Below are 21,244 nucleotides of genomic sequence, written 5' to 3' on the forward strand. Positions count from 1 at the left end.
GGACGGCGCTGACCATCTCGACACACGGTTCTCGCTACGACTGAACTGGGCCTGCCTGACCGGTCCTCACCGCTGTCACGTATCCGTCTCCGCATGTTCTGGGACACAACCCCGGAGCATTGGAGTCAGAATGAACACCACCTACCGGGTCGGCCTGGTCGGCTGCGCGTCCGCGAAGATTGCTGCCAAAGCCCGCGGTGTGAAGTTCGGGCGGCAGCCGCCCAAGCCGGAGACGATCGACACTAAGGTCCGGCTCGTCCGCCAGCTGATGGGGGAGGGGAACTGCGGAGTTCTCTATACAGCCGCGCCGCGCCGGCGTACCGTAAATGAGCGTGAGCGAACTATCACTACCGCAACGTGTGGGCCGAGCAGTGGGTGAGAGCCCCGTCTCGGAGCGGGTTGCTGTCGCCCAGGAGTTCGTCTACGGGCCGGTTATCGACTGGGCACGGCGCAGCCCGTTTCATACCAGCGCCCTCGGTCACTCGGCGCACCCGCCACTCACCGACTTGACGCTCGGGTGCTGGATTGGAGCATCCATCCTCGATGTCGTCGGAGGAGCTCAGGCACGTAGCAGCGCAATGCTCTTGGTCGGAGTCGGGCTGGCCGCGGCTGGACCCACCGCTATCGCCGGCGCCGGTGACTGGGCGGAAATGACCGGCACCGAACGCCGGATCGGCGCGGTGCACGCACTGGGCACCGACGTCGCCGTCTTCCTTCTCCTCGGCTCCCTGATCGCGCGGAGGCGGGGCCGCTACGCCCTCGGCATGAGGCTCTGCCTCGCAGGAAACGTGATCCTGGCAGGTGCCGGATTCCTGGGCGGGCATCTGGCGCTCAATCGCGGAACCGCCCGCCGGACCACTGAGGCCGACTAGGAACCTTCAACCCTGCATCGACGCCATGGGCAGTCCTGTCTGGCATTCCTGTGGATTCAAGGAATGGCCGGTGCTGATGTTCAGCAGGACCTTCCTGCGGCGGGACAGTGACGCGACGAGCGCAGTATCCAGTCGTTCCGGCGCGTAGGTGTCGCTCCGTCAGCTGTTGCGGAAACCGGACAGCCACTGCATGGCTTCTTGCGCGTCCGTGAAGTATTGGGTCGGGCACTGCGGGCGGGGGAGCCTGAGGAGTCCATGGGCGATGACCCGGTCCACCGGAGTGGAACCCAGGACGGCGAATGCTCTCACGGTGGCGGCCTCACTGTAGACGCTGATGGCCTCCCTGCTGACGGAGCCGACTCCCGTGATCTGAAGCAATACCACGGACGGTTCGCCTCCAGTGAGGGCCAGGAGATTCTCCCTGGCGAGGGCTCCGTCGCCAGCTGTCATTCGCGCGCCGGGCTTCAGGGCAATCCGGACGACTCCTTCGCTAATGAGGTCTACGGAAACGTTGGCCGCCGCAGGGGCGTCCTGGACTGATTGCATGCTTGTTTGGTCCCATCGGCTGAAGAAGTGTCTTGTCGCCTGGCCTCTGGGATCCTCATCAGGTGCGACTCCGCGCGTATGCGGCTGTCGCTCACCCCCCTTGGCCTGACATGCACAGCCTACTTCTATTTGGTGTGGCGCAGGACACATCCCGGGATGATGCCCGCCCGCGTCCCAGCCGAGGTTCCGCACCATCCAGCGACCACCTGGCACAGGTGAGTGCTTTGGGGCAGCCGTGGTGGTGGCTGCGATCAGAGTGATCCGCCGGCGGCTTCCGGTGTGCCGGAATCGTGTGTCCCGCCGCCGTGCCCGCCGCCATGAGCGCCGCCGTGACCGCCGCCGTGGTGTCCGTGGTGTCCGCCATGACCGCCGCCGTGGTCACCGACCCGTTCGCGGGCCAGGAACATTTCGACGTCGAACAGGTTGTCCGCCCTGCGCGCGACGTTCAGGAGCGTGGACATGGAAGCGACCTCTTCCACCTGCTCCTTCAGGAACCAGAGCATGAACTGTTCGCCCAGGGGATCGTTTTCCTCCCGCGCGGCGGCGAAGAGCTCCTTGATGCGGTCGGTGACTTCAATCTCCTGGGCGAGGGCCAGGACGAGAGGTTCCTCCGCCGTCGTGAAATCGTTCCGGACGGGCTCGATTCCGGGGATGGTGATTTTGATCCCGCGGTCCAGGATGTACCGGACCATCATCATGGCGTGGTTGCGTTCCTCCAGGGACTGGCGGTAAAAGTGCTTGGCAAGCCGCGGCAAGTCCTGCCCGTCAAACCATGCGGCAATGGCGATGTACTGCTGGGACGCTGCGAACTCGTTGCCTACCTGGCGGGCCAGCAGTTCGTTGAATGGTGTGGGGCTCATGGCGCTCTCCTGAAAGTGGGGGGTTCAAGGCCGAGCACGATGATCACAGGGCCTTGACGGCCCGGCCTGGCGGTGGGCCTGCACTGAGAATCCTCCGCCGGTGACCGCGGGTCAAGGCTCCCCTGCTACTAAATCATCGGGTCCTGGAGTCCATGGAGTGCGGCCGGCCCAGCGGTACCACCAGCGGGGTGCCTGACACCGGGTCCTCGATGATCCGGCAGGGAAGGCCGAAGACATCCTCCACCAGTGCCTCGGTAATCACGTCGGATGGCGCGCCCTCGGCCACTACCGCCCCATCCGTCATGGCGATGATGTTGTTGGCGTAGCGGCTTGCATGGTTCAGGTCGTGGAGGACCGCAACGAGCGTATGCCCCTTGTCCCGGTTGAGGTCCCGGCACAGCTCCAGCAGTTCGATCTGGTGTGCGATGTCAAGGAAGGTCGTGGGCTCGTCGAGGAGGAGCAAGGGAGTCTGTTGCGCCAGGACCATTGCCACCCAGACGCGTTGACGCTGGCCGCCGGACAGTTCATCCACCAGCCGTCCCGAGAGCGGGGTGATGCCGGTGGCCTGCATGGCGTCCGCGACGGCGGCCTCGTCCTGTGCGGACCACTGGCGGAGCAGCTTCTGATGGGGGTAGCGGCCCCGGGCAACCAGGTCGGCAACCGTGATCCCATCCGGGGCAATGGAGGACTGCGGCAGTAAACCCAGCCGGCGAGCCAGCTCCTTCGCGGGCAGGCTCGCCACGGATTTGCCGTCCAGCAGCACTTGCCCGGATCGTGGCCTGACCAACCTCGCCAGCGCCCGCAGTAGGGTGGACTTGCCGCAGGCATTCGGTCCGACGATCACAGTGAAGGACCCATCGGGGATGCGCACGTTCAGGTTCTCGGAAATGATCCGCTGCTCGTAACCGACGGTAAGGCCTTCGGCGGACAGCAGGGGCGCGATGGTTGTAGTGCTGATCATGACTTCCTTGCTTCCCTGGCCAGCAGCCAGACTAGGTAGATCCCGCCGATGCACACAGTGACAACGCCTACCGGCAGCTGGATCGGGGCGAACTGGCGCTGGGCGGCCAGGTCGCTGGCTGACAGCAGAACAGCTCCCATCAGGGCGGACGGCAGCAGCGCGATCCCCGCACTCTTGGTGACCCGGCGGGCAAGCTGAGGGGCCGCCAAGGCCACGAAAGCAATTGGACCCGCGACCGCGGTGACGGCGGCCGTCAACGCCACGCCAAGCACCATCAGCAGGACCCGCGTGGGTTCGGCCCGGACGCCCAAGGCGCGGGCAGCGTCGTCGCCCATCTCCAGCATCCGCATCCGGCGGGACACGGCGAGCGCCGCCACGGCCACAACAACCACGACGGCGGCAGCCGGCCCTGCCTGCTGCCAGGTGATTCCGTTGAGGGAGCCTGCACCCCACACGGCCGCCGCCATGGAGACCTCCAGTTCGGCGCGGAGGATCAGCCAATGGTTCAGGGACGCCAGCATCGCACTGATGCCGATGCCGACGATGATCAGCCGGAAGCCCTGGGAGCCGCGGCGGAAGGCCAGCACGTAGACGGCAAGGGCGGTCAGCACTCCGCCGATGAGGGCGCCAGAGGCGATCTGGAGGTAGCTTCCTCCAACGGTCAGGATCACCAGCAGCGCGCCCGTGTAAGCGCCGGCGTTAAAGCCGATGATGTCGGGGCTGCCCAGCGGGTTGCGCGTCAGGGATTGGAAGATGCCGCCGCTCATGCCCAACGCCGCCCCGAAGAGCAGCGCCGAGAGCACCCGCGGGAGCCGCCAGTCCATGACGACGGTCCGCGTGAGGGCATCGGCGTCGCCTTCAAACGCCCGCACCACCTGGGGAACGCTGAGGGCGAAGTCCCCAGTGGCCAACGAAAAAAGTCCGACGGCGAGACCCGCCAGGATCAGCGAAATGCCGACTACGAGTGTGCGGACGTCCAGCATCAGGCTGATGCCCGGTCCGCGAGTGCGCAGCAGCAAGGTGGGCCGTCCGAAGTCGATGCGCGGGCGGGTCCCCTTGCCCGTGGTCGTCATAGTCCGCTCACTTTCCTGCGGCGTACCAGCGCTATGAGCACAGGGGCGCCGATAAACGCCGTCACGACGCCCACCTGGAGCTCGCCCGGCACTGCTACCCTGCCGACGACGTCGGAGGCGAGCAACAGGATGGGTGAGAGTACGAGGGTCAGGGTGAGGATCCAGCGCTGGTCCGGTCCGGCAATCCACCGCGCCACATGCGGGACCATCAGCCCGACAAAGCCAATGGCACCGGCCGCGGCGGTGGCCGAGCCACTAAGCAGCGTGATGGCCACAACGCCGAAGATCCGGGTGCGGTTGACGTTGCTGCCAAGTGCCGTGGCCAGGTCGTCGCCCAAGGCGACGGCGTTCATACCGCGCGCCGTAAACAGGGCCACTACTAGCCCTGCGGCCATAAACGGCGCAACAGCGAAAACGGTGTCCATCGTGCGGCTGTCCAACGATCCGACGCTCCACGAGCGCAGGTGGTCAAAGGCCTTCGGATTCAGGAGCGTCAGCCCTGAGCTGACGCCGGTCAGCACGGCTCCCAGCGCGACCCCCGCCAGGGTCAGGCGGATAGGGTTCACCACGTTCCGGCCCGAGGTGCTGATCAGGTACACGGCGATCGTCGTCAGGATGGCACCGGCGAACGCGGCCCAGATGTAGCCGCTAAGTGTGGTGACGCCGAAGGCGCCGATGGCAATGACAATGGCGAAGGATGCTCCTGCATTGACCCCCAAAATGCCGGGGTCGGCCAGTGGGTTGCGCGTGATTCCCTGGATCAATGCCCCTGCCGCCCCGAGCGCCATGCCAACGCAAATGCCCAAAAGGGTTCGGGGCAGCCGGTTCTGGAGGATGATCGCGTGATCGGCCGTGTCCTGAAAGTCAGTGAAGGCTTCCAGGACGGTTCCCGCGGGGATGAACTTTGCGCCGACGCCCAGGCTCAACAGTGTGGCGGCGAGTAATGCGCCGACGGCGCACAGCAGGACAAGGAGCCGCCATGGCAGCCTGCCTCGAAGACCACCGGCGGGGCCCCGGGCAAGAACAGCTCCATCAGCAATGAGCTCGGCGTTTACGGGTGCGCGCTGGCACGCCGGCGGCGTCAGTTGGGACACAACGGATCAAATCTCCGAAAGGCTGGGGGCAGAGGCAAGGTCGAACGGAATCGGGAAGTCAACGGTCGGTGGGCAACGGTTGCGGTTGAGTCACCATTTGATGAAACAGACCTGTATTAGGTTAGCCTTACCTGGTGAAAAATGACGATTCAACAACTCAACCGCGGCGCACCTCCCGCCCGCGGCATCTGATGGCCCGGCTTGCCGGTTCCGTCCTCGTTCTCGGTCTGGTGGCCGGCTGCGGCACTGCGGCAGGCGCTGGCTCCTCGGCAGGCAACACGGATGTTGCCACCGGAGGGTCCAAGTTCACCACCGCCGACCAGGAAACCGCCAAGCTCGGTACAGACGCTGCACCCGGCGAATTCCCGCGCGTCATCAAACACGCAAGCGGCGTAACCAAGCTGGAGAAGAAACCCAGCCGCGTCGTGGTCCTGGACACCGGGGAGCTGGACGACGTGCTGTCGCTCGGCATCACCCCTGTGGGCATCCCGACGACGGACGGCAAGAACTCCATTCCCAGCTACCTGGCCGATAAGGTCAAGGACGTTGCCACCGTTGGCACCATCCAGAGCCTTAACCTGGAAGCGATCGCCGCGCTCAAGCCGGACCTGATCCTGGGCAGCCAGCTCCGGGCGGACAAACTCTACCCGCAGCTTTCTGCCATTGCGCCGACCGTCTTCAGCATCCGCCCCGGCTTCCCGTGGAAGGAGAACTTCCTTCTGGTGGGCGATTCCCTCGGCGAGGAGCCCCAGGCCGTCAAGGTCCTCAACGACTACCAGGCCCAGGCTGACGCGCTCAAGAAGGACGTCACCGGCGATCCGAAGATCTCCCTGGTCAGGTTCCTCCCTGGCAAGATCCGCCTCTATGCCAACAAATCGCTGATCGGTGTCATCCTCAAGGACGCGGGCCTGAGCCGCCCTGAGAACCAGGACATCGATGAGCTGGCAGCGGAAGTGTCAGCCGAAAACATCGAACAGGCCGATTCGGACTGGATCTTCTACAGCAGCTACGGGGATCCCGCCGCCACGGGCGAGACCTCGGTGGTCGAAGGCGCGGTCTGGCCGCGGCTCAACGCCGTCAAGGGCGGCCAGGCAAAGGCCGTCAACGACGACGTTTGGTTCCTCGGCCTCGGCCCCACAGGCGCACAGCTCATCCTGAAGGACCTGCGGGACGTGTTAACCGACAGCTAAGACAAAGACAAGAACGACGGCGCCCGTCACCTCGCGGTGGTGGGCGCCTCGCGGTGGTGGGCGCCGTCGTCGTTTGCCTGTGGGCCGGCCGCGAAGGGGCGGGCCCACAGGCCTCAGCGGGATGCACGCGAGCGGGGCGCCGGGCGAAAATAGTCGGTCAGGAATCCAGCGAGGACGCTGGACAGGGCAAGGATGAGGGCGGGAAGGAGCGTCATCGGGCCCACGAACTCCCGGACGTCGACCTTGTACAGGAACAAAAGGAGGACCGCAACGAGGACGTAAGCGATCGACAGCGCCACACCGATCATCGTGATGACCGTTCCCCGCGTTCGCATCTTCGTTTTGGGAAACTGCTTCGCGTACTCCTCCGCCTTGCCGAATTCAGCCTCAGCCGGAGTCCCCGCAGCGGCCTCATGCGCGCGCACCTCGTCGAGAGTTTCTGCGATCTCATCCTCGGACACTCCACGAATTCGGAGGTTGAAGGTCAGGTTTCGTTCGTAGCTCATGGCTGTTCCTGTCGGGTGGATCGAAGGGTGGTCAAGGCGTTGTCCATCTGCTGCCAGGCAGAGACGGCCCGCTCGAGTTCGGTGCGGCCGTGCTCGGTGAGCGTGAATTGCTTGCGTCCCGGCCCTGCCTGGTCATGCTGCCATCTGTGCTCAACCAGGCCCTGCTCCTCCAGCCTCTTGAGCAGTGGGTAGAGCGTCCCGCCTTTGATTCGCTCGAAGCCGTGCGCCCTGAGCTCCTCGGCCATGGCGTAACCGTGACTTTCACCGTTGCTGAGCACGGCGAGCACTGCCTGCGGGAGCGCCGCGCGGATCAGCTCCTGGTTCCAGTCGAACGTCATAGGCAGATAGTGACACTACCTAGGTAGCGAGTCAACTTCGGCCTGCTTGAGGAAGGCGTTGATTTTATTGGCCATGGCGGGGGATTGTGTCCAGTGCAGGTAGTGCCCACCGGGGAGCACCTGGATCTCGTGATGCCGGACGTTTCGTAATCGGCTCTCGCTTGCTGTGTGCCCTGCGCCTTCCGGTTCGGCCAGACCGGGTGCGATCGCCGTGACCCAGCGGACCACACCCGTGGTCGAAAGCATCCGGCCCCAGTTGATTCCTGCCGGGCGCTGGGACGCGTCAGTCGGGCCAGTCCCGGCTGCTGGCACCGTGGGGTCAATTCCGACGACGGCCGACACTTCCTCGCGGTACCGGTTGGCGTAGTCGAGGGTGTAAAAGCCCGCTATGGAGTGGCCCGCGAGGATGTAGGGGCGGTCGACGTTCAGTTTCGTGAGCGCTTCATGAAGTTCGGCCGTGATGTTTTCGACGGTGCGCTCCACGGGTGTCACGTCGCTGTATCCGTAGCCGAACCCTTCAACGACCACGACCTGATAGTCGGGAAGTTCGCGGATGAGCGGCCCAAAATCGAGCGCCGGCGCCGGCGTGCCCAGTCCGCTCAGCAGCACGATCGTCTCAGGTGTGCCCGTGGCGCCGAGGCGCGGTAGACATTGAGCTCGCCGTGGCTGATTTGAACCCGCTGCCCGTACGGAGCGATTGAGGAGCGCTCGGCGTTCTCGATCACCAGGTTGGCCGTCGTCGAGCAGAGGACGAGCCCCGCAACCATGACAGCCACGAGACCCAGGTTGCGGATTCTCCTGCGCCAGTTGTGGCCGCTGCCGGATGCCGCGGGAGTCATCGCTTGCTCTCCTTCTGTTGTCCTTGGCCTCAACGGTCCTCACGCGGCGGCCAGGGAAGCCAGGCGGCAGGGACGGCCCGCAGCCGTATAGGGGATGAGCACTCCATCGCGGGAGTGATGCGTGGTCTCAGGCAAGTGCGGGCGCACATATCGCCGCGGCGATGAATCCTCATATGCCACCATGCGGCCATCGTAGTCCGCAGGAATCCGCTGACAAGGAGGGCTCACAAACTGCTCCCAGATGCGGTCCTCTGCGCGGCTCCCGGCCTGGTGTTCCTTGCTTGTAGTCTGAAGCCTGTGCATGCGCCTGCTGCACAGATAGTTTGGGGGAGTTTGTCGTGGTTTCGTTCGAGCTTTTGGGGGTTCTCTACTTCGTCGTGACGGCGGTCATAGCAGTCCTCGCCGTGTACGCCTTGGTGCTGGTCGTCGTCTTTCTGCGCCTTTGGATCCGTGAGCTGAAGGCAACGCAGCATCCTGGTGGAGACAAGTAGTTCATGGCTGCCTCCTTCGAATGCATAACGCGGACAAGCATGCCCAGGGAAAAGCTGTTCGACCTGGCTCGCAGCGTCGATGCCCACAAAGACTCGATGGCACGTTCCCGGGAAGAAGCCGTTGCCGGGGTCACGTCCGGCCTCATCTCCTTGGGCCAGGAAGTGACCTGGCGTGCGTGGCACTTCGGTGTGCCACTTCGGATGACCAGCCGGATCACCGAAATGGAGGCGCCCGTCTTCTTCGTTGATGAGCAAGCCAAGGGTCCGTTCCGGCGTTTCCGCCACGCCCATGAGTTCAGCGAGGACTCGGATGGAACCGTGATGGTTGACCGGATCGAGTTCGAGGCGCCGTTCGGCCCGACGGGGCGGCTCGTGGAGAAGCTGGTCCTGACCCGCTACCTTCACAAACTCATCGAGCAGCACAATCAGCACCTGACTGCGGACCCGCGAGCACGGTGAGGTTCTAGACCCCGGCTCTCACTCCGGGGCGCGTCCCTGCGCCCGGGACTGCTGGATGTGTCCTTGGCGCGCGGCCTCACGGACCAGGAGCCGGATGTTCGCGTACAGCACCGCTTTGACGGCCAGCGGGTCCAGCCTCTGCCCGCGCCGGATCCTCAATTCAAGTTCCTGGCAGCAGCGTTCCAGCCGCAGGGCGCCCGCCATCGCCGAGGTAGCCCTCAGGCTCACCACGGCATCACGGGCCGCCCGCAAATCCCCGCCGGCGAGGCCGTGAAGGATCTTCGCCGCCCGGCCGGGCAGCATCTGCAGGAAGTCGTCGATAAAGGCCTGCGCAAAAGCGGGCCCCACCTCATTAGCGAGAGTCTGCAGCGGCCCGCTGTCCAGCACCGGAACGTCGTCCCCGCCCGTCACGCCACACCGCCTGCTGCTGCCTGCTCCATCTTCGCGCCCATCCATCAGCCCGCCGCGCCCCTTGCTGCGCGGCTCCATGACACACGTTCTCGCGGGGACCTCAAGACGGAGGAAGCTTTCCCAAATGTTCGGATCAAGATCGCCTGTGACTGTCCGGGGAGGGACGGGCGCCGCCACGCTGCGCCGACTAACATGGGGACGTGAACGATACGCTTCCTCCCTGCCCCGAATGCTCCAGCGAGTACACGTACGAGATGGGCGCCCTCCTGGTCTGTCCCGAATGCGGCCACGAATGGTCGTCCGCCCCGGTCGAATCAGACGAACCGGGAGAACGTGTCATCAAGGACGCGGTGGGCAACGTGCTGGCCGACGGCGACACCGTCACCGTCGTCAAGGACCTCAAAATCAAGGGAAGCTCCAGCGTCATCAAAGTGGGCATCAAAGTGCGCGGCATCCGCCTCCTGGACGGCGTGGGGGACCACGACATCGACTGCAAGGTGGACGGCGTGGGCCCCATGCAGCTCAAATCAAGCGTTGTGAAGAAGGTCTAGGGACGGGTTGCGGGAACCGGCGTGGAAAATTCCGTGAGGGCTGCCGACGTCATGGTCATCGGCGCGGGCCAAGCCGGCCTGTCCGCCGCCTACCACCTTGCCCGCCGCGGCTTCATAGCCGCTCAACGCCCCGCCACCTACGCCGGCCCGGACAGCCAATCCCGGCGAACCTACGCGGTGCTGGACGCCGAGGACGGCCCGGGCGGCGCCTGGCGGCACCGCTGGAAGAGCCTGCGGATGGCCACGGTCAACGGAATCAGCGACCTCCCCGGCATCCCGCAGCCGGACGTTGACCCGGCGGAACCCAGCTCGGCATTCCTGACCCGGTACTTTGCCGGCTATGAGCGTGAACTCGGCATCGCCGTCGAACGGCCCGTCAAGGCGCTCGCGGTCGAGCGCGAGGACGCCGATCCCGCCGGACGGCTGAGGATCACCACGTCCGACGGCGGATGGTCGGCGCGCGCTGTCATCAACGCCACGGGAACCTGGACCAGGCCGTTCTGGCCGATCTACCCCGGACAGTTCACGTTCAAGGGGCGCCAGCTCCACGTCGCGGACTACGTCTCCGCCGAGGAGTTCCGCGGACTGCACGTCATCGTGGTGGGCGGCGGCATCTCCGCCGTCGGGCTGCTGGACGAGATCTCAAAGGTGACGTCCACCAGCTGGTTCACGCGCCGCGAGCCGGTATGGCGGGAGGCGGCGTTTGACCGGCAGGCGGGCCATGACGCCGTCGCCCTCGTGGAGGACCGCGTGCGGCGGGGGCTGCCGCCGCAGAGCGTCGTCGCCGCCACCGGTCTCATCTGGACCCCGGCGCTCCGGGCAGCAGCCGCGCGCGGCGTACTGGAACGCCGCCGCATGTTCACCGGCATAGAGCCCGACGGCGTCCGGCTGGCAGACGGCAGCCTGCTCGCCGCGGACGTGATCCTCTGGGCCACAGGCTTCCGGGCCGAGCTGGAACACCTGGCCCAGCTGCACCTGCGCGGGCCGGGCGGCGGCATCGCCATGGACGGCACCCGGGTGGCGGCGGAACCGCGCGTGCACCTCGTGGGCTACGGGCCGTCATCCTCGACCATCGGCGCCAACCGCGCGGGCCGGGCCGCCGTCGCTGAACTCCTGAAGCTCCTGGCGGCGCAGCCCGCCTGAACGGGATTCACGGTAAGTTTGCACAGGAGCCTGCCCGGCCGGCGACAGGCAAATTTACACAAACAATCAGCAGGGAAGAGGCGGCGGCAACACGTGGCAGAGAACAGTCTTGGGCATCTTCTGGGCAGACTGCGGAGGTACCCGGACGTCGAGGCCGCCAACCTGCAGGCGTGGGACGCCACCGACACACTTCTGCTGGACACCGCAGCGGACCTCCTCACGCCGGCGAGCAGGGTTGCCGTGATCGGAGACCGCTACGGGGCGCTGACGCTGGGACTCCTCGGAGGCGCGGGAACGGCGCCGCAGGTCCGCGTGTACCAGGACCTCATCACCGGCGAGCGGGCCCTCCGGCACAATGCGGCTGCACTCGGCGTGGCCGGCGGCTTTAAGCAGCTGCCGCTGGGGGCGGAACTGCTGGCGGACGCGGACATCGTTCTGCTGCAGCTGCCCAAGACGCTCGCCGAACTCGAGGAAATTTCCGACGCCGTTGCGCGCCACGCGCCGAAGGGCGCCGTGTTGCTTGCCGGCGGACGCGTCAAGCACATGTCCCTGGGCATGAACGAGGTGCTCGGGCGATACTTCGAAACGGTCCAGCCCCAGCTGGCCCGGAGGAAATCGCGGGTTCTCCTGGCCTCGGGGCCAAAAACCGTCGAACCCGTCCCGCCATATCCGGTGACGGAGCACAACGCCGAGCTCGATCTGCAGGTGTGCGCGCACGGCGCCGTTTTTGCCGGCACCAAACTGGACATCGGAACGCGCTACCTGCTGGAATTCCTCCCCGAGATCCCCGCAGCAGGCACCTCGGTGGACCTGGGCTGCGGCACCGGGATCCTGGCTGCCATGTATGCGCGCCGCCACCCCGATTCGGCGGTCATCGCAACGGACCAGTCGGCGGCGGCCGTTGCTTCAGCGCGGGCCACAGCGACGGCCAATGGCCTGGACCGGCAGATCACGGTACTCCAGGACGATGCCATGGGCTCCCTTCCTGCCGGAAGCGCCGGGCTCATCCTGCTGAATCCTCCATTTCATCTGGGGGCCAGCGTCCATGCCGGTGCCGGGATCAAGATGTTCGAGGCAGCGGCCCGCGTCCTTGTCCCCGGCGGTGAGCTCTGGACGGTGTTCAACAGCCATCTTCACTACCTGCCGGCGCTGGAAAGGCTGGTCGGGCCCACCTCCGTGAGGGGACGGAACCCCAAGTTCACCGTGTCCGTCAGCGTCAAACGGCACGGACGATGAGCGGCAGCGGATTCACCGGACCGTCCGCGATTCCGCCCGCGCGTGGGACGTACCCGTATACCGGGACGTAACGTACGATTCAGACATCGATACTGGCAAACCGAAGATGCTTAGGGGAATCCTTGACTGAGATCCGCCAGCCCACACCGCGGCGCGGAACTAACCTGCCCCGCATGGGTGACTTCAACCTGACTGTCATCCTGGACGCCGTCCGGCGGTCATCCGGGGGCCTCAGCCGTGTCGAACTGGCCCAGATTGTCGGGCTGTCCCCCCAGACCATCTCGAACATCTCCCGCCGGCTCCTGGACCAGAGCCTCATCGTGGAGGCCGGCAAGGAGGGGAGCGGGCCAGGGAAACCGAGGACCATCCTCCGGCTGAATCCTGCGGGAATGTATGCCGTGGGCGTGCATTTGGATCCCGCCGTGACAACATTTGTCGTCCTGGACCTAGTGGGCGCCGTGGTGCAGCATTCGCGGGTCAAGACCCCGGACAGCGGCAACCCGGAGGCGGTCATCGCCGCCATCGCCGCCGAGATCGAAAAGCTCGTCGAAGCATCGGGCGTGGACCGGGAGAAGATCGCCGGCCTGGGCATCGCCGCCCCCGGTCCGATCGACCACGACAATGGAGCAGTGGTGGAACCGCCGCTTCTTGACGGCTGGGACCGAGTTCTGCTGCGTGATGCTCTGGCCGATGCAACAGGCCTTTCCGTACTCATGGACAAGGACGTGACCAGCGCGGCCGTGGCGGAAACCTGGGCGGGCGGCCCCAGCGGCGCCGGCAGTTTCGTCTTCATGTACATGGGCACGGGCATCGGCTGCGGCATTGTCCTTAACGACGAGGTGGTCCGCGGCACATCAGGAAATGCCGGCGAAATCGGCCACATCATCGTCGACCCGGACGGCCCGCCCTGTGACTGTGGCCTGCGCGGTTGCGTGAAGTCCTCCTGCATCCCCCAGGTCCTGGTGGCTGAGGCCCAGGCGGCAGGAATCCTATCGGACGAAGGTCCCCTGACCGGCGGCTCCGTAGTGCAGGAACGGTTCGCCCAGCTTTGCGAGGCCGCGGATGCCGGCAACAGCGCAGCTATGGCAATCATTGACAAGTCAGCGGTGCTGGTGGCCAGGGCGGCTTCGGTCGTGGCCAATACGCTCGACGTAGACCGCGTCGTGTTCGGCGGCCCGTTCTGGGGCTCCCTGTCGCGGCGCTACCTGGAGCTGGTCCCGGACCTGATCCAGCAGAACAGCGATGCGGGAAACATCCACGCCATCGAAGTGGTGGGCACAGGCGTGGGGGAGGACGTGGGCGCCATTGGCGCCGCCTGCCTTGTCCTGGAGCACACTCTCGCGCCGCGCGCCCAGCGGTTGCTACTGGAGGGCTAAGGCGTTAGTCGATGTCTTCGACGATGGTCCCGTAGGGAATCGTGTCGTCGAGATGTGCCTGGTGGCCCTTGGGAATGAACAGCACCCGGACGCCGTGCAGTTGGTCCGCTGCTGACTGGAGGAGGACCGGGCGGACCGTGTCGACAAAGCGCGGGTCCTTGCCGACAAGGTATTGCTCGTAACTGGCTGGTAGCTGGGTCATTGCATCAGGATAGACCCGTTCTTTCGCCGGGGGGAAGGTGTACCCCAGCGGTCAGAACCGCTGGGGTACACCCGCGTCCTTGCGGGGAGCAGCTGATCTTCGCTCCGCTGGACGGGTTGGGATCTGCCCCCTTAGTAGCCGCTCGTGGTCTCGGTTGTGACTTCGGCCTTGGCCGTTTTTGCGTAGACGTTCTTGCTGACCGTGTACGCGTGCTGGTCGAGCTTCATGGCCTCCTGGTTGGCTTCTTTCAGCTTGGCGTCTGAGAGCTGTTCCACCTTGACGAGGTCAAGGGTCTCCTGGTTCTCGCCGCCTTCGGCCGTCACCTTGACCAGGCCTGTGCCGGCTGAGTAGAACTTACGCTGGTGGCCAACGGCGGGTTCCAGAGGGTTGTGTTCATCAATCACCAGCACATCGTCGTAGCATCCCGTGGGAACGCAGACCCGTTGGTTCTCCTGGAAGACCTTTCCGCAATCCAGGAAGTCCACCTTGGGGGCATGCGCCTGAACATATTCTGCGGTTCCGGTCCGCGGCTCAGCCTGCATTGCGATGCCCGCCTGGGCCTCATCAATCGAGTTAATGAACGTGCTGGGGGCCCCTGTGAACTTGCCGTTTTCGAACTCTTCCGGGTACTCCCCGAAGAGCCAGACTATTCCGCTCTCGGTCTGGGCAAAGAAGGCCAGTTCCGATTCCACCAGCTCGCCGTCAGCGTAGTCACGGTCCCACATGACGAGCGTCTTCACGCCGTCTATCACCTTGGTCAGCCCGGTCACAGTGTGCGTGACCGTCCGCTTGGTGGTCCCTTCGGCACTCTTGACGTCGCCGGTTGTTGTGTACTGCGACCCTGGTTTCAGGGGAAACCACTTATTGTCCACTTTCGGTGACTCTTGGAATTCGGCGGGGTCATAATTTATGGCGGACCCCGGGCCGCAGAGCTCTCCGGCATCAGCCGTCCCCGTGGCTGTCGGCGATGCGGAGCCCGACGTCGCTGTCGTCTCCGTCGGTGATGCTGAACCCGCCGTCGCACTGGTTGTGGCCGGCGGGGTGGTGCTTTGCGGCGGCGCACACGACGTCACTGTCGTCAGCGCCAGTAGGAACACAAAAACGGAGCCGATCACCGTTGATCGGTTGTGGGGCTGGAACATATCCGTGGCCTTTCGCCGTTGGAATCAGATGACTTCCAGCAACGGCACGGCGCCGCCCTCCAGTGCGGAGAGCAGCCCCAGTACGGCGCTGGTGAAACCGCGCCTTGGCAAAGGGGACGATGCGACGCCGCCCGGTTGACAGGCGCGGGATAGGGTCTCTCGGGGCGGATCACCGAGGAACGTCCAGATGGCCTCCTTAATTTGAGACCGTTGCCAAATCCGGATACGACGTGCACAAATGATGGACTAAATTTGTCCGTTTGAAAAGGGCAACCGCCGCGAGAGGGTAGCCGTGTGAGGCAGCGGGGCGAATATTATTCAGAAAGTGCAATCCGGCACGCGTAAGAATGCGTCTTAATTCGATGGCCGACTTGAACGCACCCTGGGCGGCTCCTAGAGTTCTATACAAGTTACCGAGGTAACGTGTCAGCGATCCTCCGCTGCGGATGTGCCGTCATGCGGCAGCCAAGGAGGGTGTGGGTGCCCCCATGTGGGCCTGACATTTGCTCACGGACAACTTCTTTTCAGGCGTAACAGTCGCGGCTGCGCCCTGCCGAAGTTCGTTCCGTGTTCCCCAAACTCAATTCATTGACCGCATACTGCACGGGCTACCGCCACGGCAGCATAGCCTTCAATGGCCCATAGCCAAGGACGCAAATGTCACCACCCAGCCTTATTGACACCCATCCAAATCTTTCCGACACCGCACCCGTGGCGCTGTCCTATGAGCTCTTCCCGCCGCGTTCGCCTGCGGCCGCCGAGACGCTCTGGACCACGATCCGCGAGCTGGAGAGCACTGACCCTGACTACGTGTCCGTCACGTATGGTGCCAGCGGCTCCAACCGGGACACCGCCGTCGAGCTCATCAACCGCCTGGTGCTGGAGACCACCCTCCGTCCGCTGGCCCACCTGACGTGCGTGGGCAACACCCCGACCGAGCTGGCCGAAATCATCGGTGAGCTCTTGGACGCGGGGGTGCGCGGCATCCTGGCCCTCCGCGGAGACCAGCCCAAGGACAGCGGAGAGCCCGTCAGCGGTTCGCTGCGCTACGCCCAGGACCTGATCGAGCTCATCCGGCGGGTGGAGCAGCGGCGTTCGGCACTGCTCTGCGCCGGCAAGGTCGCGGTCGGCGTGGCCGCCTACCCCACACGGCACCCGGAGTCGCCGAGTGAGGCCCACGACGTCGAGGTCCTGCTGGCCAAGCAGCGCTCCGGCGCGGACTTCGCCATCACCCAGGTGTTCTTCCGCACCGAGCAGTACGCGGACCTGATCACCAGGGCACGCCGTGCCGGCGTCACCATTCCGATCATCCCCGGGGTCATGCCGCTCACGAGCCTCCGCAGGCTCAAGCGCCTCGGCGAGCTGACCGGCGTCGAACCGGCACCGGAGCTCATCGAGCGGCTGGCGGCGGCGGACTCCGACGCCGACCGGCTCCGCATCGGTGTCAGCGCCACCGTGGACCTGGCCAACGCCGCCCTGGATGCCGGAGCGCCCGGCCTCCACCTGTACACGTTCAACGAACACCAGAGCGCGCTGGAGGTACTGGACAAGCTGTCGCTTGTGCGGCCGGCACGTTCCGCCAGCCGCCTCAACGCGATCGCCCGCCGCCAGCTCGCGAGCTGACACCACCCGTCAGCTGACTACCCAAGACACTCACAGCTTCCCAACCATGCAAGGAAAATTGACATGACTGAACAGAACACCGCCGTGGCCACTCCGTTCCCGTCCGCCTCGATCCTGGGCTACCCCCGCATCGGACGCCGCCGCGAACTGAAGAAGGCCGTTGAAGCCTACTGGGCCGGCAAGATCGACGCTGCAGCCCTTGACGCCGCCGCCAAGGAAATCCAGCTGGGCACGGCCAAGCGCCTGCAGGGCCTGGGCCTGACCGAAGCCGCAGCCGTTCCGGGCACCTTCTCCTTCTACGACCAGGTGCTCGACGCCGCCGCCCACCTCGGCGCCGTTCCGGCCCGTTTCGGCAACCTCCTGAACGCAGAGGGCCAGCTGGACATCGATGGCTACTTCACCCTCGCCCGCGGCAACAAGGAACAGCAGCCGCTGGAAATGACCAAGTGGTTCGACACGAACTACCACTACCTCGTGCCGGAAATCGGCCCGGAGACCAACTTCACGCTGGCCTCCAACCGCATCGTTGAAGAGTTCGAATACGCCCTCGCCAACGGCGTGGTGACCCGCCCGTACATCGTCGGCCCGGTCACCTTCCTGCTCCTGAGCAAGGCTTCCGACGACGCACCGGCCGGCTTCAGCCCGCTGTCCCGCCTCGAGGATGTCCTCCCGGTCTACACCGCGCTGCTCGAGAAGCTCGCTGCCGCCGGCGCCAGCTGGGTCCAGCTGGACGAGCCCGCACTGGTGGTTGACCAGGACGCCTCCGCCGAGGAGATCCAGGCCGCGGTCGCCCGCTCTTACGAGGTCCTCTCCGCCGTTGCCCAGCGCCCGCAGCTGTTCGTCTCCACCCCGTACGGCGCGCTGAACGGCCAGCTCGGCACCCTCGCCGCCACCAACATCGACGCCCTGCACATCGACGTCTTCAAGGGCGCCGTCCCGTCCGCAGCGGCACTTGCCGCACTGGGCAGCAAGACCCTGGTTGCCGGCGTCGTGGACGGCCACAACATCTGGCGCAACGATCTTGCCGCCTCCGCGGACAAGATCGCCGAACTGAAGAAGTCGGTCGCCAAGCTGGCCATCAGCACCTCCACCTCCACCCAGCACGTCCCGCACGACGTTGACGAAGAGGCACAGCTGTCCGAGCAGCTCCGCAGCTGGTTGGCCTTCGCCGACCAGAAGGCTGTTGAGGTTGTCACGCTCGCTGGCGTACTCACCGATGCAGCTGCGGTCCAGCCTGCCATCGATGAAGCCTCCCGCATCATCGCCAACCGCGCCGCCGCCGAAGGGGTCCAGCGCGCCGATGTCCGGGCCCGCACCGCAGCCCTGACCCCGGCCGACTTCGACCGCTCCGAGTACTCGGTCCGCGAAGCCGCACAGGAAAAGGCCCTGCACCTGCCGCCGCTGCCCACCACCACCATCGGCTCCTTCCCGCAGACCTCCGAAATCCGTTCGGCCCGTGCCCGTAACAACAAGGGCGACCTCACCAACGAGCAGTACGAGCAGCTCATGAAGGACGAGATCAAGCGCGTTGTGGAGCTGCAGGAAGAGCTCGGCTACGACGTCCTGGTGCACGGCGAGCCCGAGCGCAACGACATGGTCCAGTACTTCGCCGAGAACCTGGAAGGCTTCGACGTCACCGTCCACGGCTGGGTTCAGTCCTACGGCTCACGCTGCACCCGCCCGTCCATCCTCTGGGGCGACGTCACCCGCAGCGCCCCCATCACCGTGAAGTGGGCAGAATACGCCCAGTCGCTGACCAGCAAGCCGATGAAGGGCATGCTGACCGGTCCGGTCACCATCCTGGCCTGGTCCTTCGTCCGCGACGACCAGCCGCTGGGCGAGACCGCCAACCAGGTCGGCCTGGCCCTGCGCGACGAAATCGCCGACCTCGAAGCCGCCGGCATCAAGGTCATCCAGGTGGACGAGCCCGCCCTGCGCGAGCTCCTTCCCCTGCGCAAGGCCGACCAGGCCGCCTACCTGGACTGGTCCGTGAACTCGTTCCGCCTGGCCACCGCCGGTGCCGCCGACGCGACCCAGATCCACACGCACCTGTGCTACTCCGAGTTCGGCGCCATCATCGACGCCATCGACGGACTGGACGCGGACGTCACCTCCATCGAGGCCGCACGCTCCCGCATGGAGGTCGTCCACGACCTCGAGTCCCACGGCTTCGGCCGCGGCGTCGGCCCGGGCGTCTACGACATCCACTCGCCGCGCGTCCCGGGCGAGCAGGAAGTCACCGAGCTGCTCAGCACGGCCGTGAAGCACGTGCCGTCCCGCCAGCTCTGGGTCAACCCGGACTGCGGCCTGAAGACCCGCGGCTACGCCGAGACCGAAGAGTCCCTGCGCAACCTCGTCGCGGCCACCAAGACGGTCCGCGCGGAACTGCTCGAAGGTGCAAAATAAGAGTACGACGTAGCCGCTGATCGAGCTTGAGACGCCGACGGCGGGCGGGCACCNNAGAGCCGCCGGGGGGGGGCGGTCACCTTGGGTGACCGCCCGCCGTCGGCGTTTAACTGCTTTAGGGAGTTCAGGACTCCCAGACGATTTCGTCGTCGACCACGCCGTCCTCATCCGCCGAGGCCACCAGAACCTCGTCGGTGAAGTGGGAGCCGAGCGTGAAGTCGAGGACGAAGTAGCGCTCAGGCTGCCCGGGGAAGATGCCCACGTGGCCGAGCTTGAGCGCTTTCAGGAAGACCGCGTTGGTGAGCTGGCTCTTGTCCGTGACGCCGAAGACCTTCTGCAGGTGCTCGTCCTTGATGGCGTTGCAGTGGAAGCGAAGGTACTCCTGCGCGCTGGTTCCCTCCTGTTCGAGCTCTTCGGCGATCATCTCGCGGACCTCGTCCACGAGCTCGGGGAGGTAGCGCAACCGGTAGTCCACCTTGTGCATCGCCGCCTCATCGAAACGGTCATGCGCGTTGATGTTCAGGTCGAGCTCAAGGCGTTGGCCGGCCAGCTCATGCTCCGCGGCGATGTTGTGGTCCCTGCCGTGGTTGAGTTCGATTACTCCGAAGTGCTGGCTCGCTACCTTGGTCATATCTTCAACATAGACCCGAAAAGCACCGCATTCCAGCATCGGGGATTATTTATCTGAGGATCCCAGGCTGCCCAGCGTGTCCGACAGCAGGTCCACGAACAGCTGTACCCGGGCGGTCTTCTTGTCATTTATCAGCAGCGCGAACACGTTACGGGCCAGCCTGATCTCGGGAACGTCCAGCACCACCACGCCTGCCGGGCGGTGGCGCAAGGCGAGCTCCGGCACCAGCGCAGCACCCAGCCCGGCGGCTGCCATTTCGAGGCTGGCATGGAAGTCATCGCTGTATGCCACCACGCGGGGGTGCAGGTTGCAGCTGGCAAAGAGCCGCTCAATCACGGTGGCGTCGCTCGTGCCGGGGTGGTGCATGATCCACGGCATGTCCGAGAGATGGTCCGCCGCCACCTTGGCGTCCGTACGGAATCCCCAGCCGGAGGGCAGGACTACGCGGAAGTTGTCGTCGCCGATCCATTGCCGGTTGATGGTGTGCGGCCAAGCCAGCCCGGACTGCCCCACCTGGTACACCAGGGCCACATCAAGTTCCCCGCCCGTGCGCAGCCCCTGGATGGTCTGCGCGGGCTCGGCCACGGAAACCCTGAGGTCGATGCCGAGGTCCTTCCATGCCGGATTCTTCAGGATCCTCGGCAGGACGTAGGTTGCGAGGCTGGGGAAAATGCCCAGCCGGAGTTCTTGGCTCGTGGCGTCCTGGGTCTTTGACGCGGCGGCCATCAGGGCTTCGATGTCGGTGAGGACCTTGGCGGCGTGCCGCGCCATCACGATGGCGGCCTCGGTGGGGACCACGCTCCTGGCCGATCGCTGGAACAGGTGCACGCCGGTGTCGCGCTCCAGCGCCGACATCTGCTGGGACACGGCGGAGGCCGTGTAGCCGAGCCGGCCGGCCGCGGCCGCGAAGGATCCCAGCCGCGTGACCTCAAGCAGAGTCCTCAAGTGCACGGGGTTGACCACCAGCCCACCTTACTCCGGCTGTTCACATGCAGGAAAAGATTCCCACCCATCCGTGTTCCTCACGGTTCCGAATAGCCCGTGAGTATTCATTAGCGGCAGCTGTTCAGCAGAGGAGCAACGATTGTCACCGAGCCCAACATGGAGTGGAGGCGCCGCAGGCGTTCCGCACGCCGGATCCGACGGCGGAAGTGAGGCCGCGGCCGGAAGCCGCCGCATCGCCGTCGTCGGCAGCGGAGTCGCCGGCCTGACCGCCGCCCACGTTCTCAGCCTGCGCGATCACGTGACCCTGCGGGCTGGAGTACGCAGGGGCCAAGGGGGCCGCGGACATCTT

At 65.5% G+C, this 21,244-nt stretch carries 26 protein-coding genes; 10 read left to right on the top strand and 16 right to left on the bottom strand.

What is annotated here, in order from left to right; translation table 11 throughout:
- Positions 1–326: 326 nt before the first annotated feature.
- Positions 327–872 carry a DUF2231 domain-containing protein gene (locus J7I89_RS25745; protein WP_308159805.1) on the top strand — a complete coding sequence of 182 codons (546 nt, stop codon included), beginning with the start codon at positions 327–329 and terminating at the stop codon, positions 870–872.
- Positions 873–1,031: 159 nt separating this feature from the next.
- Here the strand turns inward: J7I89_RS25745 and J7I89_RS05115 are convergent, their stop codons facing one another.
- The 5 genes from J7I89_RS05115 to J7I89_RS05135 form a co-directional block, all read right to left on the bottom strand.
- The gene (locus tag J7I89_RS05115; protein ID WP_214967909.1) at positions 1,032–1,418 is read right to left on the bottom strand and encodes a hypothetical protein; all 387 of its coding nucleotides are present in this window, start codon (positions 1,416–1,418) and stop codon (positions 1,032–1,034) included.
- A gap of 251 nt (positions 1,419–1,669) precedes the next feature.
- Positions 1,670–2,278, bottom strand: a complete 609-nt coding sequence (locus tag J7I89_RS05120) for a ferritin (protein WP_214967910.1) — start codon at positions 2,276–2,278, stop codon at positions 1,670–1,672.
- A gap of 133 nt (positions 2,279–2,411) precedes the next feature.
- Positions 2,412–3,236 carry an ABC transporter ATP-binding protein gene (locus tag J7I89_RS05125; RefSeq protein ID WP_374101999.1) on the bottom strand — a complete coding sequence of 275 codons (825 nt, stop codon included), beginning with the start codon at positions 3,234–3,236 and terminating at the stop codon, positions 2,412–2,414.
- Positions 3,236–4,312, bottom strand: coding sequence for an iron-enterobactin ABC transporter permease (fepG, locus tag J7I89_RS05130; RefSeq protein ID WP_214967914.1), 1,077 nt, complete (start codon positions 4,310–4,312; stop codon positions 3,236–3,238). The genes J7I89_RS05125 and fepG overlap by 1 nt, the downstream gene beginning before the upstream one ends.
- Positions 4,309–5,352 (bottom strand): iron chelate uptake ABC transporter family permease subunit, encoded by a 1,044-nt coding sequence (locus J7I89_RS05135; RefSeq protein WP_374102000.1) that lies wholly within the window; start codon positions 5,350–5,352, stop codon positions 4,309–4,311. Before J7I89_RS05135 ends, fepG begins: the two co-directional genes overlap by 4 nt.
- Positions 5,353–5,597: 245 nt before the next feature.
- Between J7I89_RS05135 and J7I89_RS05140 the strand changes: the two genes are divergently transcribed.
- Positions 5,598–6,596: an ABC transporter substrate-binding protein gene (locus tag J7I89_RS05140; RefSeq protein WP_214967994.1), complete on the top strand. Its 999-nt coding sequence runs from the start codon at positions 5,598–5,600 to the stop codon at positions 6,594–6,596.
- Positions 6,597–6,709: 113 nt separating this feature from the next.
- Here J7I89_RS05140 and J7I89_RS05145 read toward each other — a convergent pair whose 3' ends face one another.
- The 4 genes from J7I89_RS05145 to J7I89_RS25025 are packed head-to-tail and all read right to left on the bottom strand — an operon-like array spanning position 6,710 to position 8,279.
- Positions 6,710–7,102 carry a hypothetical protein gene (locus J7I89_RS05145; RefSeq protein ID WP_214967919.1) on the bottom strand — a complete coding sequence of 131 codons (393 nt, stop codon included), beginning with the start codon at positions 7,100–7,102 and terminating at the stop codon, positions 6,710–6,712.
- Complete coding sequence (locus tag J7I89_RS05150) at positions 7,099–7,440, bottom strand: PadR family transcriptional regulator (protein WP_214967922.1); 342 nt, start codon at positions 7,438–7,440, stop codon at positions 7,099–7,101. The genes J7I89_RS05145 and J7I89_RS05150 overlap by 4 nt, the downstream gene beginning before the upstream one ends.
- A 15-nt stretch (positions 7,441–7,455) precedes the next feature.
- The gene (locus J7I89_RS05155) at positions 7,456–8,049 is read right to left on the bottom strand and encodes an alpha/beta hydrolase (RefSeq protein ID WP_308159806.1); all 594 of its coding nucleotides are present in this window, start codon (positions 8,047–8,049) and stop codon (positions 7,456–7,458) included.
- The gene (locus J7I89_RS25025; protein WP_251044942.1) at positions 8,040–8,279 is read right to left on the bottom strand and encodes a hypothetical protein; all 240 of its coding nucleotides are present in this window, start codon (positions 8,277–8,279) and stop codon (positions 8,040–8,042) included. The genes J7I89_RS05155 and J7I89_RS25025 overlap by 10 nt, the downstream gene beginning before the upstream one ends.
- Positions 8,280–8,617: 338 nt before the next feature.
- Between J7I89_RS25025 and J7I89_RS05160 the strand changes: the two genes are divergently transcribed.
- Positions 8,618–8,770, top strand: a complete 153-nt coding sequence (locus J7I89_RS05160; protein ID WP_214967924.1) for a hypothetical protein — start codon at positions 8,618–8,620, stop codon at positions 8,768–8,770.
- Between the two features lie 39 nt (positions 8,771–8,809).
- Entirely contained in the window at positions 8,810–9,229 is a 420-nt protein-coding gene (locus J7I89_RS05165) for an SRPBCC family protein (protein ID WP_251044943.1), read from the top strand.
- Between the two features lie 18 nt (positions 9,230–9,247).
- On the opposite strand, the gene J7I89_RS05170 is transcribed toward J7I89_RS05165, so the two are convergent.
- Entirely contained in the window at positions 9,248–9,718 is a 471-nt protein-coding gene (locus J7I89_RS05170; protein WP_214967940.1) for an Hpt domain-containing protein, read from the bottom strand.
- 122 nt (positions 9,719–9,840) lie between these two features.
- Between J7I89_RS05170 and J7I89_RS05175 the strand changes: the two genes are divergently transcribed.
- The 4 genes from J7I89_RS05175 (at position 9,841) to J7I89_RS05190 (ending at position 13,946) form a co-directional block, all read left to right on the top strand.
- Positions 9,841–10,191: a zinc ribbon domain-containing protein YjdM gene (locus J7I89_RS05175; protein ID WP_214967942.1), complete on the top strand. Its 351-nt coding sequence runs from the start codon at positions 9,841–9,843 to the stop codon at positions 10,189–10,191.
- Positions 10,192–10,242: 51 nt separating this feature from the next.
- Positions 10,243–11,334 carry an NAD(P)-binding domain-containing protein gene (locus J7I89_RS05180; protein WP_214967996.1) on the top strand — a complete coding sequence of 364 codons (1,092 nt, stop codon included), beginning with the start codon at positions 10,243–10,245 and terminating at the stop codon, positions 11,332–11,334.
- Between the two features lie 93 nt (positions 11,335–11,427).
- On the top strand, positions 11,428–12,570 hold the full coding sequence (locus J7I89_RS05185) for a class I SAM-dependent methyltransferase (protein ID WP_214967945.1): 1,143 nt from the start codon (positions 11,428–11,430) through the stop codon (positions 12,568–12,570).
- A gap of 173 nt (positions 12,571–12,743) precedes the next feature.
- Complete coding sequence (locus tag J7I89_RS05190; RefSeq protein WP_214967946.1) at positions 12,744–13,946, top strand: ROK family protein; 1,203 nt, start codon at positions 12,744–12,746, stop codon at positions 13,944–13,946.
- Positions 13,947–13,950: 4 nt separating this feature from the next.
- Here the strand turns inward: J7I89_RS05190 and J7I89_RS05195 are convergent, their stop codons facing one another.
- The 3 genes from J7I89_RS05195 to J7I89_RS25565 all read right to left on the bottom strand — a co-directional run bounded on the left by J7I89_RS05195 (position 13,951) and on the right by J7I89_RS25565 (position 15,213).
- Positions 13,951–14,148, bottom strand: a complete 198-nt coding sequence (locus tag J7I89_RS05195; protein ID WP_214967948.1) for a hypothetical protein — start codon at positions 14,146–14,148, stop codon at positions 13,951–13,953.
- 131 nt (positions 14,149–14,279) lie between these two features.
- Positions 14,280–15,020 carry a hypothetical protein gene (locus tag J7I89_RS05200; protein ID WP_308159807.1) on the bottom strand — a complete coding sequence of 247 codons (741 nt, stop codon included), beginning with the start codon at positions 15,018–15,020 and terminating at the stop codon, positions 14,280–14,282.
- A gap of 70 nt (positions 15,021–15,090) precedes the next feature.
- Positions 15,091–15,213 (bottom strand): hypothetical protein, encoded by a 123-nt coding sequence (locus J7I89_RS25565; protein WP_285290185.1) that lies wholly within the window; start codon positions 15,211–15,213, stop codon positions 15,091–15,093.
- A gap of 734 nt (positions 15,214–15,947) precedes the next feature.
- Between J7I89_RS25565 and J7I89_RS05205 the strand changes: the two genes are divergently transcribed.
- Both J7I89_RS05205 and metE read left to right on the top strand, forming a co-directional pair.
- Positions 15,948–16,913 (top strand): methylenetetrahydrofolate reductase, encoded by a 966-nt coding sequence (locus tag J7I89_RS05205; RefSeq protein ID WP_214967950.1) that lies wholly within the window; start codon positions 15,948–15,950, stop codon positions 16,911–16,913.
- Between the two features lie 63 nt (positions 16,914–16,976).
- Positions 16,977–19,319 carry a 5-methyltetrahydropteroyltriglutamate--homocysteine S-methyltransferase gene (gene metE, locus J7I89_RS05210; RefSeq protein ID WP_214967951.1) on the top strand — a complete coding sequence of 781 codons (2,343 nt, stop codon included), beginning with the start codon at positions 16,977–16,979 and terminating at the stop codon, positions 19,317–19,319.
- Positions 19,320–19,443: 124 nt separating this feature from the next.
- Here metE and J7I89_RS05215 read toward each other — a convergent pair whose 3' ends face one another.
- The 3 genes from J7I89_RS05215 to J7I89_RS25030 form a co-directional block, all read right to left on the bottom strand.
- Positions 19,444–19,950: a DUF2004 domain-containing protein gene (locus J7I89_RS05215; RefSeq protein ID WP_214967953.1), complete on the bottom strand. Its 507-nt coding sequence runs from the start codon at positions 19,948–19,950 to the stop codon at positions 19,444–19,446.
- Positions 19,951–19,995: 45 nt separating this feature from the next.
- Positions 19,996–20,913, bottom strand: a complete 918-nt coding sequence (locus J7I89_RS05220; RefSeq protein WP_214967955.1) for a LysR family transcriptional regulator — start codon at positions 20,911–20,913, stop codon at positions 19,996–19,998.
- A 124-nt stretch (positions 20,914–21,037) separates the two neighbouring features.
- On the bottom strand, positions 21,038–21,241 hold the full coding sequence (locus J7I89_RS25030; protein WP_251044944.1) for a hypothetical protein: 204 nt from the start codon (positions 21,239–21,241) through the stop codon (positions 21,038–21,040).
- Between the last annotated feature and the right edge of the window lie 3 nt (positions 21,242–21,244).

Source organism: Arthrobacter sp. ISL-5, assembly GCF_018613835.1.
GTDB lineage: Bacteria > Actinomycetota > Actinomycetes > Actinomycetales > Micrococcaceae > Arthrobacter.